This is a genomic window from Paenibacillus sp. RRE4, from assembly GCF_031844205.1.
GTDB classification, from domain to species: Bacteria; Bacillota; Bacilli; order Paenibacillales; family Paenibacillaceae; genus Paenibacillus; species Paenibacillus xylanexedens_B.
In genome coordinates, this window is the sequence record NZ_JAUZUT010000002.1 from 295792 (window position 1) to 312960 (window position 17169).

Below are 17169 nucleotides of genomic sequence, written 5' to 3' on the forward strand. Positions count from 1 at the left end.
AGCTTCCAAAATCAGATCTACTCCCAATCGGTGTACAGATCTGTACGGCGGTCACGCCAGGTTGTTACTGAGCCCCGTTCACGTACCTCGTACAGCAAATCCAGATCGAGATCGGCGGTTACAATCATATCGTTGTTAATCTCACCCTCAGCCAGAATGCCACGCGGAGGGAATGGTACATCATTCGGGGTAATGATCGCAGCTTGTCCATAATTGGCACGCATGAAATCCACTGTAGGCAGATGGCCCACCGTTCCGGTTAATACAACGTAAATCTGATTCTCCACTGCACGAGCATGACTCGTATACCGTACCCGGTAAAATCCGTGGCGGTCGTCCGTACAAGAAGGACAGAAAATTACGTCTGCTCCCTTGGCTTTCGCCATACGTACAATTTCGGGAAATTCAATATCGTAACAGGTCAGCATCGCAATGCGGCCTTTGTCCGTATCAAACACTTCCAGTCCGTCACCCGCGGCCATGTTCCATTCGGTCACTTCGGTAGGCGTAATATGAATTTTGGCCTGGCGTGCAATTCGTCCATCCGGGTAGAACATATGCGCCGTATTATACAGCTTGCCTTCCTTCCGAATAACGTGAGTGCCCCCGATGAGATGCATATTGTATTTGGCAGCAAGGGAGACGAACAACTGCTCATATTGCCCTGTAAAATCAGGCAAATCTTCAATCGTTAACGCATTTCCTTGTGCGTCTCCAATGGACATTAATTGGGTTGTGAAAAATTCAGGAAACAGCACAAATTCCGTCCCGAATTCGTCAGCTGTCCGTATATAATGCTCCGCTTGAGCGGCAAATTCCTCAAATGAACCGATTGTCTGCAATTGATATTGCACAGCGGATACCCGCAGTTTCATAAGTCCACACCCCCACTAGTATTTGTGTTTATATTGTATCAATGATCCGATGATTTATCTAATGCTATAGCTATGGGGATAAGCCGATTTAGCAACGATACCTACGATACTCATCCGTCTACATCATGCACAATTTTATACAAAAAAGCCTCTTCATAGTATGAAGAGGCTTTTAGTAGACTCATTTATCCAATCAATCCCTAAAACTAATTTATTCAATTCAATGCCTAAACTAATTTACTCAATATCCGAACGTTTCGCAATATTGCCGTCACCAAAGATGATTTGATCCATCTCAAACTCAACCTTGATTTTTTCTAAAGGTGTCTCCCTAAGTTCAGTATCTTTATCCATAAACTGATTTAATTCGAAACTACCCTCATAAGACGTGGAAGCTCCGGCTTTGATGGGTTCATCATATTTAACGTTTAGTGACTTGATCTCATTATCAAACATGTCTTTGAAGGTAATGACTCCCTGAAACCCTTTAATATCCTTGTCCGAAATGTTCTTCAAGTCAAGCGTCATATGTATAACGTCGCTGAATATCCATTTTTTCGTGTCTTTCAATGTCACGCTTTTTTTAATTAAACCAACCTGTACAGACTCATCCAACAGTTTTAGTTGACTTTGTTTTTTTGCTTCAGCTTCTTCCTGTTTTCTTTTGATTTCTTCCTGTCTCTTCTTCTCTTCTTCCTCAAGCTTCAGCTGTCTTTGCTTCTCATCGGTTATAATTTGACCCACCGTTTTAGTAGAAAGATCCGTATTGCTACCCATTGAATATAAGATAGCCTTCCCCAAGAGATCTTTATCTTCTTGCGTGATTTCAGTGCTATTTTTAATATCGTCGGGTACTGTTTCTGAGTATAGTTTTTCGGTTAACGGCTTACCACAAGCCACCAGCATAATCGTCATCAAACCAATCACTATAGACATCTTGAATCCTTTATTTGCAGTACGTTTCTTCAACTTTACACAACCCTTTCGAATTAAGAATAATTGGCATCTCTTTTGAAATTCGAGCTACATATTACATACTTCATACTTCACACGGTACAAATGGTAAATATATGTAATTACCGCGAACTCTACTCTGTATATTTTCCACAGGCTTCAAATCATCTAACTTCTGAACACTCAGGCACCAACCCATTTTTAAAATTATCATTTTCCAGCAATCTTTTATGCTCCCCTTACTAATATCTTCCTTATGCACACCCCCTCAGTAACTTTATATCGGTTAAAATGACAATAAAATTAGAAGAAAAGATCGATAAAACTGGAAAAAGCCCGTTAATCAGATCATTAGTGATTGAGTAATGGGCTTCTGACCATTCGTAACGGAACTCTAATCTATAACTATCCTATGGATGCTCAGGCTCAAGGATCGACTTCACTCTCTGTTCCCCAGCATGGACTGGGTAAATCCGATCCATTCCCGGGTGGCAAAAGAAAGATATCGATCCTTCCGCCAGATCATACCGAGCTGCCAAGGAATGACCGGTTCAATAACGGGGATGACCCGTACGCGCATATGGTCAACCTCACGGCAGATCGTCTCCGGTAGCAAGGCCACACCCAGATTCGCCGCAACCATCGCACTTAACAGATCCCACTGGGAACTCTCATAGACCACATGCGGCTGGAATCCAGCTTGCTGGCAAGCCGCAATAATGCGGTCATGGAGCGCAAAATCTTCCCGAAACAAAACAAACGCATCCTGTTCCAGTTCATGGAGCGCGACCGACTTCTGTTCAGCAAGGGGATGCGAAGGATGCACGAGCAGATTAAGCTTTTCCTGAACAAACACAAAATGATCGAGCAGTTCATCGACCGTTGGCAACACCGCCACACCGATATCCAGCGCACCGCTGATGACATCGGCCTCCACTTTTTTCGCCCCATCCTCAAACAATTGAATGCTCACTTGTGGATACGCTTTATGGAACTCACCGATAATCATCGGAAAGAAACTCGATCCTACCATCGGCGGCAGACCGATGCGCAGATGTCCCTTCTTCAGATTCATCAGATCGTCCAGTTCCGATGAAAGACTACGGAACGATTTTTCAATCTCCAGCGCCTGCCGAAAAAAGACATGCCCCGCATCCGTTAGCTGCACCTGTTTACCGTATCGATCCAGCAAGGTCACGCCCAGCTCCTCCTCCAGACTTTTGACCGTCTTACTAATCGTAGGCTGGGTGATATACAGCACCTCGGCGGCCTTTGTAAAGCTCTGTTGCCGGGCAACTTCGAGAAAATATTGCAAATGACGAATATCCATCGTCTCATCCCCTCCTGTGATTCTGGCTCCATCTATTATCAACATAGATAAATGGAATAGAAAACATTCTTAATATGCATTTTACTCATGAAAGATTGCGATGTAAAATTTGTGATACGAAGCAACATTTCCATTCATTTTCACAAATATTCAAAGCAAACTTATTAGACACATGTTGATATATATAAAGGAGGGATTCGCGTGAAAAAATGGGGCATCGGGATTATGCAAATTGCGTTACTAATGGTTTTTTCACTGCTCATGGACCTGCTGGCCCGTACTCTCCACCTGCCTGTACCCGGGTCCATTCTCGGAATGATCGTGCTGTTCGTCTTGCTGCAAACTGGCGTGGTGAAGCTGCGTTGGATTGAGGTCGGAGCGGCATGGCTGCTCGGTGAACTGCTGTTATTCTTTATCCCGTCGGCGGTTGGCATCATGAATTACATGCCTATGCTGGAGCATGACGGATTGCAAATTTTATTTATCGTGCTGCTAAGCACGTTTCTGGTTATGGCCTGTACCGGCCTTGTTGCTACACGTATTGCCAAACGAAAGGAGCGTCATACCGGATGATTGGATTTTTATGTTTGCTGTTAACGGTCGGGATCTACATGGTTGCCAAGAAAATGTATCGCAGTCTGCCCAAAGTATATCTGTCACCGCTACTTATTACGCCGCTATTGGTCGTAGGCATACTTCTAGTGACTGGAACGGATTATGCCGCATATAGTAGCGGAGGCAAATGGCTTAGCCTTCTGCTGCAACCTGCTACGGTCGCTTTTGCCGTACCGCTCTACACCTTCTTCCATGTACTCAAAAAACATATTTCCGAGATTGTGGTCAGTGTCATGACCGGCTCAGTTGTGGCTGTACTCTCTTCCGCTATGCTTGCAAAATGGTTGCATCTCGACTCCGGCTTGATTCATAGTCTGATTCCGCGCTCGATTACAACGCCCATTGCGATGAATGTATCTGCTTCTATCGGGGGCATCCCGGCAGTCACGGCCGTATTCGTGATTATGACCGGGCTACTTGGGGCTATTATGGGGCCTTCTATCGTCAAAATGCTTCGTATTGATGGCGAGATTGCTCGCGGGACACTCCTCGGAACAGGTGCTCATGGTACAGGAACTTCGAAAGCCTTCGAGCTCAGTTCATTAACAGGAACGATCTCCAGTATCTCCATGGTTTTGGCTGCGCTCTTCACTTTAGCCGTCGCTCCCGCGCTCTCCAAACTTATTTTCCCATAATAGTTGGAATAATCCCTTTTTTTTGAAATATTATTGTTGTATTAAAGCCCTTTCTTCCTTACAATAAGGACAGGTTTTAATGTTAATATTGCGGGGGAGATGCGATGAAAAGAACCGGAATGAAGAGATCTCTGGACCGTCTCGGACGAATTGTCCTTCCCAAAGAGATGCGGGATACAATGGAAATCCATATCGGCGATCCGCTTGAATTTTTCATTGAAGGGAAAGAGTTGATTTTAAGAAAGTACAAATCAACATTGTGTATTTTTTGCGGTGACGTGGATACGGAAATGTATTTCAAAGAGCAATTCATCTGCCGGACTTGTGCGATTCAATTAAAACACCCAGATGACACTCCCGACTGGTTCGTACCTGAAAACAAACAGGTTTCTGCACCCAAAGAACGTCCTGTGCCTAAACCCGCTGCTGCCTCAGCTTCCTCCTGGGAAGAAGGAGATGCTGCTGCGAATCAGGACTACCCCGACCTGCGGCCCAAAACGGCGCGCATGCTGCAACAGATGAAAGAGATTATTGAACAGAATCCTGGCCTCGCTCAACAGCAAATTGCGGAGAAACTTGGCATTAGCCAGGGACGCGTCTCTCAACTAAAAAAGTTATTATAGCTGGAACGGCATGTCATTATAAATAAACAGCGTACTCCTAAGCAATGGATAGCACGCTGTCAAAGAACCCTGGCTTCATCGGGTTCTTCTTTTTTTTATCATTTTATATGGTGAGCGAAAGGAGTCTCATGGATAAAATTATGTATCTGTCTCAATTCGACCTCATGTCCTCCTTATCGGAGACCGATCTCGTTGAGATGGACAGTATGACGTCGATAACAACACTCCCTAAACATACAACCATTCAGAGACCGGATACATTCACAGAAGGGTTTTATTTTATCAAACGGGGCAAAGTTCGCTTGTATACATTAAGCCCTGAGGGAAAACAATTTACGGTGGATATGTTGAGTGAAGGTAACGTTTTTGGAGAAATGAAGGGCATTTCCCTCGGCACGCGTGATTTATATATCGAAACGCTGGAGAACTGCGACATCTGCCTGATGGACAGAAACCGATTTGAGCAGTTTTTAATCGATCATCCGGCATTTATGATGAGAATGATGCATGTGCTGAGTGAACGAATGAAGCGAATGAGTGAACTGACACAGACTCTTGCACTCGGGAATTTGCATGACAAAATCATTCATAGTTTATGTCGGTTGGCCGAGCAGATGGGTTGGACGAAAAAGGATGAATACTGCCTGATTCAGTGTACTATTACACATCAGGAAATTGCCTGGATGGCAGGTGCCTCCAGGGAATCTGTTACGGTAGCTATAAAAGAACTCTCGCAATCAGGCCGTATCCGTACCGGATTCAAATCAGCTTCTCTTCATGCAAGTGAACTCAGGGCCTTTCGCCAATTGATTTCCCCTTTGCAAGACGGATAACTTGTAAGCTGCCTTACATCCCTTTGCACCTGTTTCATTGTACGTTATGTATAAATGAATGCAGACAAGCAAGGAGGCCAAACCATGGAAACGAGCCCTGACAATACCATCAACGAAGATATCCTACTTCGCAAAGGTGCGCGTAAAGCCGCCGAAATTCCAGAACACATTCGCCACCTGTTACAAAGCGGAACGATCGAATCCGTGAATCTGACGGAGTGGCTGGCGGTAGACCATATTCTGCTTTTGCAACAGATCACCCGCGAACTTGATGTTCCCATCTCCACACAGGATGTCTATGGAAAATTGGAGCCGAAGGATCAACACCGCATCATGAAAGTTATCCCTGCAATAGGCTCACTCTGGCTGGAATATATGGAGGGAATACCGAGGCAGGACGAAGCAGACCTTTTCATATGTTTAGCAAATCACCGCTCAGACAGTGTTCGCTGCTGGGCAGCTTATATCATTGGGCTGAATCCCCATCTGCATGTGACGGAAAAGCTGGAGCAGATCCGCCCGTTTGCAGCGGATGCTCACTTTGGCGTAAGAGAGATCGCCTGGATGGCCGTGCGGGATTCCATCACTGCAGACTTATTAACGGCCCTCCAAGATTTAATCCCGTGGAGTAGCGATCCCGATCCGATGATTCGCCGCTTCGCCATTGAATCCACCCGTCCTCGCGGGGTATGGGCGAAACACATCCAGCCTTTGAAAGATCATCCGGAGATTGCCCTTCCCTTACTATCTCCTGTGAAATCCGATGCACACCCCTATGTACAGGACTCCCTCAGTAACTGGTTGAACGATGCCAGTAAAACAAACCCGGATTGGGTTCGGCAGACATGTGCCATGTGGATCGAACAATCGGATACCAAACCTACACAACGAATCGTTAAGCGTGGTCAACGAAGTATCTAATGTGCGGGAAGGATGTGCTTACATCTAAACAAATTAGAGGCAAGCACATCCTTCAATGGATAACGGGCGTTACTCATTTATTTATGAAAACGAATTTCTATACTCTAACTATGCCTGTACGATATCCATATCCATGTTGCTCTCTTCTTCTTCCAGTCTGTGCAGACTAACCAGTAACACGACGATGTTTGCTACAAGCAATACTGCCGGGAGCGGTATAGCCGCATATTGTGCATAGATTAAATGGCTGCCTACAGCTCCGATCAGAATGAACGTTAGTATTCCCGAAGCCAGAATACGGGTACGCGGAATGAGCAACCCAACCGCACTAAGCAGTTCCAACACACCGATCAAATACATCGTCCATGTAGGATAAGAGAAACTCTCGAAGGTATCAATCATCATCTCCGCTCCCGTAACTTTCGTATATCCCGTCATGACGAAAACACCTGCCAGCACCACCAAAAAAACATATCCCAACACCCTTTTCATATCTTCCATCTCCCATTCATCCAAGTGTTATTTTGAGAATCTTTAACTTATCGCTAATCTTTTCTGCACAAAATTCAGCAAAATACAGTATGTACTGTAGCACTCATCTATGTAAAAGTTCCCTAGGAGAAACTGTAGTTTCATAAAATTCCCTAGAACCTTGATAACGTTCAAATTCCCGAGGTTTATCCACTGCTCTGATTGTGTGACAACTTAACCGGAAATGGTATGTACATTTATAATACGCATTATTACTCACAAACTTACTTTTATGAAGTGAGTATATAATAATAAGATAATTTCATCAAGTAATTTTTCGTAAAATGATGTATAATACATACAAAAGGTATGTTACAGTATATTTTGTAGTGACCACCCTTCACATGAAGGACTTTATTTTTCAGAGCGGCAGAAACTTTTGTCCTTTTATATAGGTTGTATTGCACATTTGCCATGAATCGAGGTGAAACACGTTGAAGCTGAGAAAAGTAAAATCCCCAAGCCCTTGTCTGATTACACAAGCCATGGACATCATCGGGAAAAAGTGGGTACTGCTGATTATGTATCAGCTGCTGTCCGGACCCAAACGGTTCACGGAACTGGAGGCCGAGATGGCGATTAGCGGACGTCTGTTATCGGAGCGTCTGAAAGAGATGGAGACGGAAGGCATCGTAACCCGGCATATGTATCCCGAGATTCCGCCCCGTGTGGAATATGAGCTTACCCCTAAAGGTAGAGCGATTGAACCTGTCATTAATCAAATCTACAGCTGGTCTTCGGACTGGTTAAAAGAACAGCAACAATTGAAGTAGTCCAGATACAACTACAAACAAGAGGTCTTATATACCCTAAATTTTATAGGAAAAACGCCTGCACCCGGAACCACAGAGAACATGGTTCGGGCCGCAGGCGTTTTTGTGCGCTAACGATCTGTTTAAGCTTTGATCTTTACAGGCAGGCCGGAGTCCACGGATTCCTGAGCAGCGACGGTGATCGCCTGTGTACGGCAGGCATCTGCGTAATCGGACAAAATGCGTGATCGATCTCCCGTGCGAAGTGCATGAATAAATGCTTCATTCTCCCGTTCATAAGGATTCTGTCCAGCTGAAACCTCAAGTCCTGCCATCGGATGCGAAGCCGCACTCGGTAACAGAAGACGGTCAGGTGTCCAGTCCCATACACCGGCATCCGTGTAGAATTGCAGCCCTGCTCCACCCTCACCGTCAGGCAGTAAACACGTATTCGCAATGCTTGCAATTGCACCGCTTTCCAGCTTCAATGTCACGTTAGCGACATCATCCACCGTCACATGCTCATGCTTCTCATGCATGCTACGCTGGGCTGCAACGGCATAGACTTCCGTCACCTCGCCTGCACAGAAACGCAGGAGATCCACAATATGGGTCGTCTGCTCCACAAACTGGCCTCCCGATCCGTCTTGACGGCGCCACCAACCAACGCCAGGCATGCCGCCCATCCAGCGCCCCAGAGCCATGCCCACCTTTTGTTCCTGCATGGCTTGTTTCATGACCTGCGCAGCACCCTGGTAACGGAAATGATAGCCTACAGAGGTTAACAAAGAAGACTGTTGCACCTGCTCCAGTATCTGGAGCGGTACATCCATTCCTGTGCTCAATGGTTTTTCCACCAGGAACGGAATGCCCCGTTTGATCAACTCTGACTCGATGAATCCGTGGGACATCGGAGGTACGCAGATGTATACGGCGTCCAGTTTCTCACCGTCCAGCATACGTTCAAGATTATCGTAACCCGTTGCATCATATACGGAAGCCATCGCTTCCGCCTTTTCGAGTGTTGTTCCGCATACACTTGCGACACGAACACCTTCCATGCGTGTAAGAATATCTGCGTGTACTTTGCTGAACCAGCCTGTTCCTATGATTCCGATCTGCAATGTCATGGATGTAATCCCCTCTCTGTTACGCGCTTACATGTTCCATTCGACCCAGCCCCGCAAATTCCTGCTCTTCTAGCTCTTGCCGGATGCTTCCAGCAACAGTTGATCCAATTCCTTAGCGTAGGTTGCTACCTGCTGTTCTGACCAGCCAAGCTGTTCTGCCATATACATGCTGACTGCTGATCTATAACGGCGTACCTCATCGATGCGGAAAAATAAATCTCCCGTTCGGCGTACCCAGAAATCAGCGGGCGTTGCCGCCATCTCTTCCTCCATCGCGTAACGAAGCATCAGCAAAAGCTCTTGCGACATGCCTTGAAGCTCTGCCTTGGCTCGCGGGTCAGGCATGCGCTCATACAGCGCATCCACGTTGGAGCCATACGTACGGGCAAGCCGCTCCGCCGCTTTCCGGTCCAGACCTAGGGCAACGCCATCCTTGATCTTGCGTTCGGTGTACGTGACGTATCCGGCCGAACCGCCAACATCTCCGCCGGAGATCGGCATCTTTTTGGTTACACAAGGTCCCGGGGTGTAACCGAACTCTTGCTGCATCTGACGTGCAACCAGATCCACGACCATCTCGGCCATTTTGCGATACCCCGTCAATTTACCTCCGGCAATGGTAATCAGGCCGGAATCCGATACCCAGACCTCATCCTTACGCGAAATCTCTGAAGGGCCCTTACCCTCCTCATGGATCAGTGGACGCACGCCTGCCCAGCCTGACTCTACATCCTCTGCACGAATCCGGACATCCGGGAACATGCCGTTCACTGCATCAATGACATAATCACGGTCTGACTCCGAAATTAACGGATGAGCCGGGTCATCACGGAATACGGTATCGGTTGTACCTACATAGGTTTTGCCATCCCGCGGCACCGCAAAGACCATGCGTCCATCTGGCGTATCAAAGTAAACCGCTTGCCGTAGCGGGAATCGTGCCCCGTCAAATACAAGATGAATGCCTTTGGTCATCTGTAGCGTTTTGCCTTGACGTGAGCCATCCACTTCACGGAGGGTATCTACCCATGGCCCCGAAGCATTGATTACTTTTTTCGCCATAAGTTTATAACCATTCCCGTTTAGTTGATCCATCACATGGATGCCTGTAATCGTTCCATTCTCCTTCTGAAAAGAAGTTGCTTTCATATAATTAACAGCCAGCACCCCGTGCCGCACTGCTTCCTTCATGACTTCAATCGTAAGTCTCGCATCATCCGTCCGGTACTCCACATAACGTCCGCCTCCCAGCAGTCCCTGCTTCCGCAGCAGAGGCTCACTTGCAGATGTATCACTGGCATTCAGCATCTGGCGACGTTCACTGCGCTTCACTCCAGCAAGTCGGTCGTACACCATCAAACCCATGGATGTACTGAAACGGCCAAACGTGCCTCCCGTGTATATAGGCAATAACATTGGTTCCGGTGTCGTCACATGGGGTCCATTCTCATAAACCACCGCCCGCTCTCTTCCAACCTCGGCTACCATCTTCACTTCAAACTGCTTCAGGTAGCGCAAGCCGCCATGAACCAGTTTTGTGGAACGACTCGATGTGCCTGCCGCGAAATCCTGCATCTCCACAAGCGCCGTCTTCAATCCGCGAGATGCCGCATCCAGTGCAATTCCTGCGCCCGTAATGCCTCCACCAATCACCAATACGTCAAAATGTGCATTCGCCATTTGTTCCATATATTCGGTTCGTTTTGCCGCCGAGAACGTTGCTGTCATGTATGAACCCTCCATAATTTCCCTTATTTTTCTCTAAAAAACAACAAAAAAAGGACCACGTCATTCGTTCAGCAATTGCTGAACGCACGTGGTCCCTCCCGATCTCCAGACATCATTTTTTAACTTGTAACCTAATCCTATCACAGATTTTCGGTGGCGTGAAGGCCTGAATTGACACATTATTCAAAAAAATTTAAAAAACTTTTTTTGTGCAAGGATGGAATTTCAAAGCAAGCCACTAACTTTACAATTTTCCTTATTGTGGACAATGCATTCTCTCCATCCAGGAATATAATCCCTGTAAATGATACATCATTTTACACCAGTAAATATCATTTATAACATATGTTTGACGAAAAAGTACAAATGACCATTTGCATATAATGAGGAAGACATAATTCTATTTTATTTAAAAGCCATGGCTGCCTTGATCGCTCGTTGCCAACCGGAATACAACTGCTCCCGCTCGTCCTTGGCCATCACAGACTCAAAAACTCGCTCCGTATGATCATGCTGGTTCAATTCATCTACGTTCGACCAGAACCCGACCGCCAGGCCTGCCAGATAGGCAGCACCGAGAGCTGTCGTTTCGTTCACTGACGGACGCTCCACAGGAATGCCCAGAATATCACTCTGGAATTGCATCAGGAAATCATTCGCCGCAGCGCCTCCATCAACACGTAACGTATGTACGGGGTATCCGGAATCGGTCACCATAGCCTCCAGTACATCCTTGGTCTGATAAGCCAGCGCCTCAAGTGTAGCACGGATAAAATGCTCCTTCGTGGTACCACGAGTAAGGCCAAATACGGCTCCTTTCACATCGCTGTCCCAATACGGGCTTCCGAGTCCCACAAAGGCAGGCACCATATAGACCCCGTCCGTCGAAGGCACTCGCTTCGCATAGTCCTCACTGTCTTTGGAAGAACGAAGCATGCGAAGGCCGTCCCTCAGCCACTGCACAGCTGAACCTGCTACGAAAATGCTGCCTTCCAGCGCATATTGAACTTTACCATCCACACCCCAGGCAATCGTTGTAATCAACCCGTGATCCGATTGTACAGGCTTCTCGCCCGTGTTCATCAACATGAAACATCCGGTACCGTATGTATTTTTCATACTGCCCTGGACATAACATCTCTGACCAAACAATGCAGCTTGCTGATCACCTGCCGCACCCGCAATCGGAACCCGATGACCGAAGAAATGGTAATCTGTCGTATGCGCATAGATCTCGGAAGAGCCTCTCACTTCAGGCAACATCGCCTTAGGGATATCCAGAATATCCAGCAATTCATCATCCCACTGCAGCTCATAGATGTTATACATCAGGGTGCGCGAAGCATTCGAAACGTCCGTAACATGGGTACCGCCGCTCAGCTTCCAGATCAACCAACTGTCGATGGTGCCGAACAGTAACTCCCCTTTCTCTGCCCGTTCACGTGCACCAGGGACATGATCCAGAATCCATTTTACTTTCGTACCCGAAAAGTAGGGGTTAATGAGCAAGCCTGTTTTCTGATGAAACAGGTCGTCCAGCCCTTGCGTTTTCAACTCATCACAGATAGATGCTGTCTGTATGGACTGCCATACCACTGCGTTGTAGATCGGTCTACCGGTTTGCTTATCCCACACCACCGCGGTTTCCCGTTGATTGGTGATGCCGATCCCTGCAATCTGTGCGGGTTTGATGCCACTCTCCGCGAGACAGGATGCCATTACGGCGAGGATGGAGCTCCAGATTTCGTTGGCATTTTGCTCTACCCAGCCCGGTTTGGGAAAATACTGCGGGAACTCTTGCTGTGCCATATGCACAATCTCGCCGCTGTGGTTAAACAGAATTGCCCGGGAGCTTGTTGTACCCTGGTCCAAAGCCAAAATAAATTTTTCCATACCTTGTGCCTCCAGTGTGTAATCAAAATGTAAGCGATTTCCCAAAATGCTTGATCAAATCATCATTGGATGTCGTTACAGCCGCCGCTCCCACACCGAGTGCAAGTTCCACTTCATCAGGTGTACGAATCAGCCCGCCTGCAATAATGGGGATACCTGTCCGTTCAGACACCTCCGCAATAATATGCGGAATGACACCAGGCAATACCTCGATATAGTCGGGCTGTGTTTTGGCAACCAATTGGTAACTTTTCTCCAGCGCATGGGTATCCAGCAGGAACACCCGTTGAATCGCCGTAATGCCTTTTTGTTTCGCCTTCTGGATGATACTGGCCCTTGTGGAGATTAGTCCGGCAGGACGAATATGCTGGCACAGATACTCTGCGGCGTACTCGTCATTTTTCAGCCCTTGCACCAGATCGGCATGCAGCAAAATCTTCTTCCCATACCGCCGAGCCTGCTCCATCATGCTCTGCAGCTGTGCGATATGCGTTTCCAACATGACCCCGTATGTATAAGGGCCTTCGATGATTGCTTCAAACTGCTTCATACTCTTCGCCGCTGGCAAAATACGCTGTCCCTCAAATGCCACCATCGTTCCTCCTGCATTCATCAGATGCCTATATTGTATAATTCGTCACACACCAACGGCAAGTGATTTGGGGGAAGTCGCCAAATTCCAGAACTCAGGCGACATGCCGCATATTCCTCCCGGCGCGGTATCTTACACCGCAAAAAGACTGCTACAGCACTTTTCAATATGAAAAGTACCGTAACAGCCCGTCTACACTACAACCTACGTATGATCAATATAAATCACCATATAAATCCAAATATTCATCCTTAATCAATCAAGCCTGTGCATGTGGAACACGTGTCTCTGTCCCCGCATCTGTCCAGCTATCGCTTTCCGCCAAGTGACCTGAACGGTTCACTTTCGTTTGCAGATACTTCTCATTAAATGCCGACCGATCTCCCCACAGCGGAACGCGCCCGCCGACATTGAGTCCTGCTTCCTGCAGTGCAGCCAGCTTACGTGGATTATTCGTAATCAACGTAACCGGAGCTGACCGAAGTGCACGCAATACAGCAATCGCATCGTCATAATTACGTGCATCATCCGTGAAGCCAAGTTGCAGGTTCGCATCTACCGTATCCAGACCTTCTTCCTGCAAAATGTAAGCCATTGCTTTGCTGAACAGGCCAATGCCCCGTCCTTCATGGTTCGCAAGATAGAACAGCGCACCTGCGCCGTGTGCCGCAATCATCTTCATGGACTGCTCCAGCTGGAAACCGCAGTCACAGCGTTTGCTACCGAAGATATCGCCCGTGTGACAGATGCTATGCATACGAATCAACGCATCCTGCGCCTCAGCAAAATCGCCATACACCAGCACGCTGGATTGCTGACGCTCTGCCAGTTCAGCACCCGCAAGAGATGCGATCAGTTCGCCGCTTTCCATCGCTTTGTCCGTTTTCAGCCAGCTGTACCATTGGAATGTTCTCGTTTCCCCATCCAGATTGACCGGCAGTTTAATGGGTCCCACCAAATGTATGAATTCTTTTCCACTCGGAAAAGTCTGGATTTTAGGGGCAAGCAGTTGAATAATATGTGAATTGATCATCGTTCGTTCCTCCTGTTAAGCATCTTCATCTCAAAATGTGTCATAATATTATGCATTCGCAACCGCTTTGATTTTGGATCACTTACTGACGTAATACATTCAAAGAGATCTTGTTTTCAAGCCCTGCTCACAGCGAAATATTACGTATCTATATAATCCTCACTATAATTAGTTACTTAATGTAAGTTAGTTTAGAATAAAAATTATATTGTGTCAAGTAACTTTTATTTTTAAAGTAACTACTAAATTTATGTTACGTTATGGACACAATCCACGTGTTTCATTTAAGGAAAATTGGGTATGAGTTTAGAAACTACTCATACACTATTGGTGTAGTCCACGAAGCCCAGCCTTAGTCCTTGATACTTCTTGCGTCAAACCTAATGATGAGGGGGTTAGCCTATGAACCGCCGTAGAAGAACCTGTTGGATAGCCATCATCATGGTCTGTGTCCTGCTAATTAGCGGATGCTCCATCTGGCCGGGACAGGATGATTCAGCATCCAGTAAAAAGGTAGCGCTTACATTGTGGTATTGGAATCGATCTATTGACGACAAACTCATTGCCAAGGCTAAAGAGAAATTCCCGAATATTGAACTGACTGCCCAGAAGATCGGCGGGGATTTCAAAGCCAAGCTCAAAACCACCCTCGCTGCACGCTCAGGTGAACCAGATATCGTCGCACTTAACGACTGGATCATGGAGTTATTCCCGAGCGAGGATCGCTTCTATAACCTGTATGATCTAGGCGCAGGAGAGGTGGAAGGCCAGTATTTGCCGTGGAAATGGAAGCAGGGTGTGACGCCAAATGGACAGATGATCGGCTTTCCGATGGATACGGGGCCAACAGCTCTTTTCTATCGTGCAGACTTGTTCAAGGAAGCAGGGCTACCTTCCGAACCGGAGCAGGTTGCAAGCCAGATCGATAACTGGGATGCCTATGCTGCTGCCGGAGAGCAGCTAAAGGAGAAGTTTGGCGGCAAGGTTTTTCTGACCGATAATATCGGAAGCGTTTACAACCAAGTGCTTTCCCAAGCTAAAGAACGCTATTTCCGTCCAGACGGGTCGTTTATCGGCATGGATTCTCCTGCTGTACGCAAAAGCTGGGACACAGCCGTTGCTTTTAAGGAAAAGGGACTGCTTGCTAACGCTGACGGCTGGACGCCCACCTGGAATGCAGCGATGAATAACGGCGAAATTGCCTCGTTCGTTGGTGCAGTCTGGATGAAGCAGGTGCTCCAGGAAGCCGCACCGGACACTTCGGGCAAATGGCGTGTGACTCGCGCTCCCGGGGGAGACGGCAATAACGGCGGCTCCTTTCTCTCTATTTTAAAATCAAGCAAACATCCGAAGGAGGCCTTCGAATTAATACGCTGGCTGCAAAGTCCAGAGAACCAACTGGAGCAGTATCAGACGCTTAACCTGTTCCCGTCAGCTCCAGGTGTGTTTGATAAACCAGCCATGAAAGAAAAGGAACCTTTCTTCGGCGGGCAAGCAACAGGTCCGATATTCGCTGAATCCGCACAGCATGTGCCAGATGCCTTTTTTGGCGAACGATATCCGTCTGTACACAACATTATCACCCGGCGGCTGAACGATATTGCCAAACAAAACGCTGATCCACAGCAAGTCTGGTCGGATACGGTGCACCGGGTCGAGCGGGAATTACAACGTTAAGGCATGCATTTGATCCCAACGGTTTATGACTTATATGGGTTACCCTCACTCGATCTCGTTTGATGTGGTTTCGTACCCGTAAAGGAGGAGTTGTTATGGCTGTCACCGAACCTCGCACGTCCCCTGATTCCGGTCCGTTCCTGCCCGATCTGGATCGGCAAAAATCACTCCGGGCCCGCATATGGGAGCATCGCGCGCTCTATGTTGCCATCTCGCCTTTTTACATTCTGTTCGCCGTGTTCGGACTGTTCCCGATCGCATTCTCACTATATCTGGCTTTCCACAAATGGGATGGAATCGGTGTGATGACGTATAACGGCTTGAACAATTTTAAATACATGCTCACCGATGCTGAATTCTGGCAAGCGGTTGGCAACACGTTGATGATCTGGATCTATTCGACCATTCCGATGCTTTTCTTCGCTCTTATTATTGCGTTTCTACTACATGCGCCTTTCATCAAATTCCGTACCTTGTTCCGGGTCGGTTACTTTCTGCCCAACGTCACATCCATTGTGGCGGTAGCCATCATCTTCGGGGCTTTGTTTGCAAACAATTACGGTTTCCTTAACTATCTGCTGCAGTCGGTCGGCCTTCCGGTCGTCGAGTGGCTGAATGCACCATGGGGCATCAAAATTGCCATCTCATCCATGGTGGTCTGGCGCTGGACCGGATATAACGCCATTATCTATCTGGCCGGACTTCAGAGCATCCCGCAGACGCTGTATGAAGCGGCCAGAATCGACGGGGCATCCGCTGTGCAATCCTTCTTCCGTATTACCATTCCGATGCTACGCCCGGTCATTCTGTTCACGGTCATTACGTCTACGATTGGCGGCATGCAACTGTTCACTGAACCGCAGGTGCTGGTGGGCAATGACGGCGGTGCCGGAGCAGCTGGTATGACCATCGTACTTTACTTGTACCGTGAGTCATTCATCAACAATTATTTTGGATACGGGGCCGCCGTTGGCTGGGGCATGTTCCTGATTATCGCCCTGTTCTCCATCGTGAACTGGAAGCTTGTTCAAGGCAAATCATCCTGAT

The 17169-nt window shown here is 47.4% G+C and carries 17 protein-coding genes; 8 read left to right on the top strand and 9 right to left on the bottom strand.

All coding sequences use genetic code 11. From position 1 onward, the window contains the following. Positions 1-17 precede the first annotated feature (17 nt). The 3 genes from Q9R46_RS18335 to cidR form a co-directional block, all read right to left on the bottom strand. Positions 18-875, bottom strand: coding sequence for a carbon-nitrogen hydrolase family protein (locus tag Q9R46_RS18335; protein WP_311281222.1), 858 nt, complete (start codon positions 873-875; stop codon positions 18-20). A gap of 237 nt (positions 876-1112) precedes the next feature. Continuing rightward, positions 1113-1844, bottom strand: a complete 732-nt coding sequence (locus tag Q9R46_RS18340; protein ID WP_311281223.1) for a hypothetical protein — start codon at positions 1842-1844, stop codon at positions 1113-1115. A gap of 424 nt (positions 1845-2268) precedes the next feature. After that, complete coding sequence (gene cidR / locus Q9R46_RS18345) at positions 2269-3159, bottom strand: cidABC operon transcriptional activator CidR (RefSeq protein WP_311281224.1); 891 nt, start codon at positions 3157-3159, stop codon at positions 2269-2271. Between the two features lie 201 nt (positions 3160-3360). Here cidR and Q9R46_RS18350 point away from each other — a divergent pair, with 201 nt between their 5' ends. The 5 genes from Q9R46_RS18350 to Q9R46_RS18370 all read left to right on the top strand — a co-directional run bounded on the left by Q9R46_RS18350 (position 3361) and on the right by Q9R46_RS18370 (position 6786). Then, complete coding sequence (locus Q9R46_RS18350; protein ID WP_145333603.1) at positions 3361-3732, top strand: CidA/LrgA family protein; 372 nt, start codon at positions 3361-3363, stop codon at positions 3730-3732. Next, positions 3729-4409 carry a CidB/LrgB family autolysis modulator gene (locus Q9R46_RS18355; protein WP_311281225.1) on the top strand — a complete coding sequence of 227 codons (681 nt, stop codon included), beginning with the start codon at positions 3729-3731 and terminating at the stop codon, positions 4407-4409. Before Q9R46_RS18350 ends, Q9R46_RS18355 begins: the two co-directional genes overlap by 4 nt. A 104-nt stretch (positions 4410-4513) precedes the next feature. Continuing rightward, on the top strand, positions 4514-5032 hold the full coding sequence (locus Q9R46_RS18360) for an AbrB/MazE/SpoVT family DNA-binding domain-containing protein (protein WP_145333605.1): 519 nt from the start codon (positions 4514-4516) through the stop codon (positions 5030-5032). A gap of 128 nt (positions 5033-5160) precedes the next feature. Beyond that, positions 5161-5865 carry a Crp/Fnr family transcriptional regulator gene (locus tag Q9R46_RS18365; RefSeq protein ID WP_311281226.1) on the top strand — a complete coding sequence of 235 codons (705 nt, stop codon included), beginning with the start codon at positions 5161-5163 and terminating at the stop codon, positions 5863-5865. Between the two features lie 84 nt (positions 5866-5949). Then, positions 5950-6786, top strand: a complete 837-nt coding sequence (locus tag Q9R46_RS18370; protein ID WP_311281227.1) for a DNA alkylation repair protein — start codon at positions 5950-5952, stop codon at positions 6784-6786. Positions 6787-6894: 108 nt separating this feature from the next. Here the strand turns inward: Q9R46_RS18370 and Q9R46_RS18375 are convergent, their stop codons facing one another. After that, entirely contained in the window at positions 6895-7278 is a 384-nt protein-coding gene (locus Q9R46_RS18375) for a DoxX family protein (protein WP_186331753.1), read from the bottom strand. Positions 7279-7802: 524 nt separating this feature from the next. Here Q9R46_RS18375 and Q9R46_RS18380 point away from each other — a divergent pair. Continuing rightward, entirely contained in the window at positions 7803-8090 is a 288-nt protein-coding gene (locus Q9R46_RS18380) for a winged helix-turn-helix transcriptional regulator (RefSeq protein ID WP_090921779.1), read from the top strand. A 122-nt stretch (positions 8091-8212) separates the two neighbouring features. On the opposite strand, the gene Q9R46_RS18385 is transcribed toward Q9R46_RS18380, so the two are convergent. From Q9R46_RS18385 to Q9R46_RS18405, 5 genes are all read right to left on the bottom strand, one after another. Then, positions 8213-9199 (bottom strand): Gfo/Idh/MocA family protein, encoded by a 987-nt coding sequence (locus Q9R46_RS18385; protein ID WP_311281228.1) that lies wholly within the window; start codon positions 9197-9199, stop codon positions 8213-8215. A gap of 69 nt (positions 9200-9268) precedes the next feature. Continuing rightward, positions 9269-10927, bottom strand: a complete 1659-nt coding sequence (locus Q9R46_RS18390) for a glycerol-3-phosphate dehydrogenase/oxidase (RefSeq protein ID WP_311281229.1) — start codon at positions 10925-10927, stop codon at positions 9269-9271. A 405-nt stretch (positions 10928-11332) separates the two neighbouring features. Further along, positions 11333-12820, bottom strand: a complete 1488-nt coding sequence (gene glpK / locus Q9R46_RS18395) for a glycerol kinase GlpK (protein ID WP_311281230.1) — start codon at positions 12818-12820, stop codon at positions 11333-11335. 22 nt (positions 12821-12842) lie between these two features. Continuing rightward, positions 12843-13412 carry a glycerol-3-phosphate responsive antiterminator gene (locus Q9R46_RS18400; RefSeq protein ID WP_145333612.1) on the bottom strand — a complete coding sequence of 190 codons (570 nt, stop codon included), beginning with the start codon at positions 13410-13412 and terminating at the stop codon, positions 12843-12845. Positions 13413-13671: 259 nt separating this feature from the next. Then, entirely contained in the window at positions 13672-14445 is a 774-nt protein-coding gene (locus tag Q9R46_RS18405; protein ID WP_145333613.1) for a GTP cyclohydrolase II, read from the bottom strand. A gap of 402 nt (positions 14446-14847) precedes the next feature. Between Q9R46_RS18405 and Q9R46_RS18410 the strand changes: the two genes are divergently transcribed. Both Q9R46_RS18410 and Q9R46_RS18415 read left to right on the top strand, forming a co-directional pair. Beyond that, positions 14848-16122 carry an ABC transporter substrate-binding protein gene (locus Q9R46_RS18410; protein WP_311281231.1) on the top strand — a complete coding sequence of 425 codons (1275 nt, stop codon included), beginning with the start codon at positions 14848-14850 and terminating at the stop codon, positions 16120-16122. Between the two features lie 95 nt (positions 16123-16217). Further along, positions 16218-17168: a carbohydrate ABC transporter permease gene (locus Q9R46_RS18415; RefSeq protein WP_311281232.1), complete on the top strand. Its 951-nt coding sequence runs from the start codon at positions 16218-16220 to the stop codon at positions 17166-17168. Position 17169: the final 1 nt, after the last annotated feature.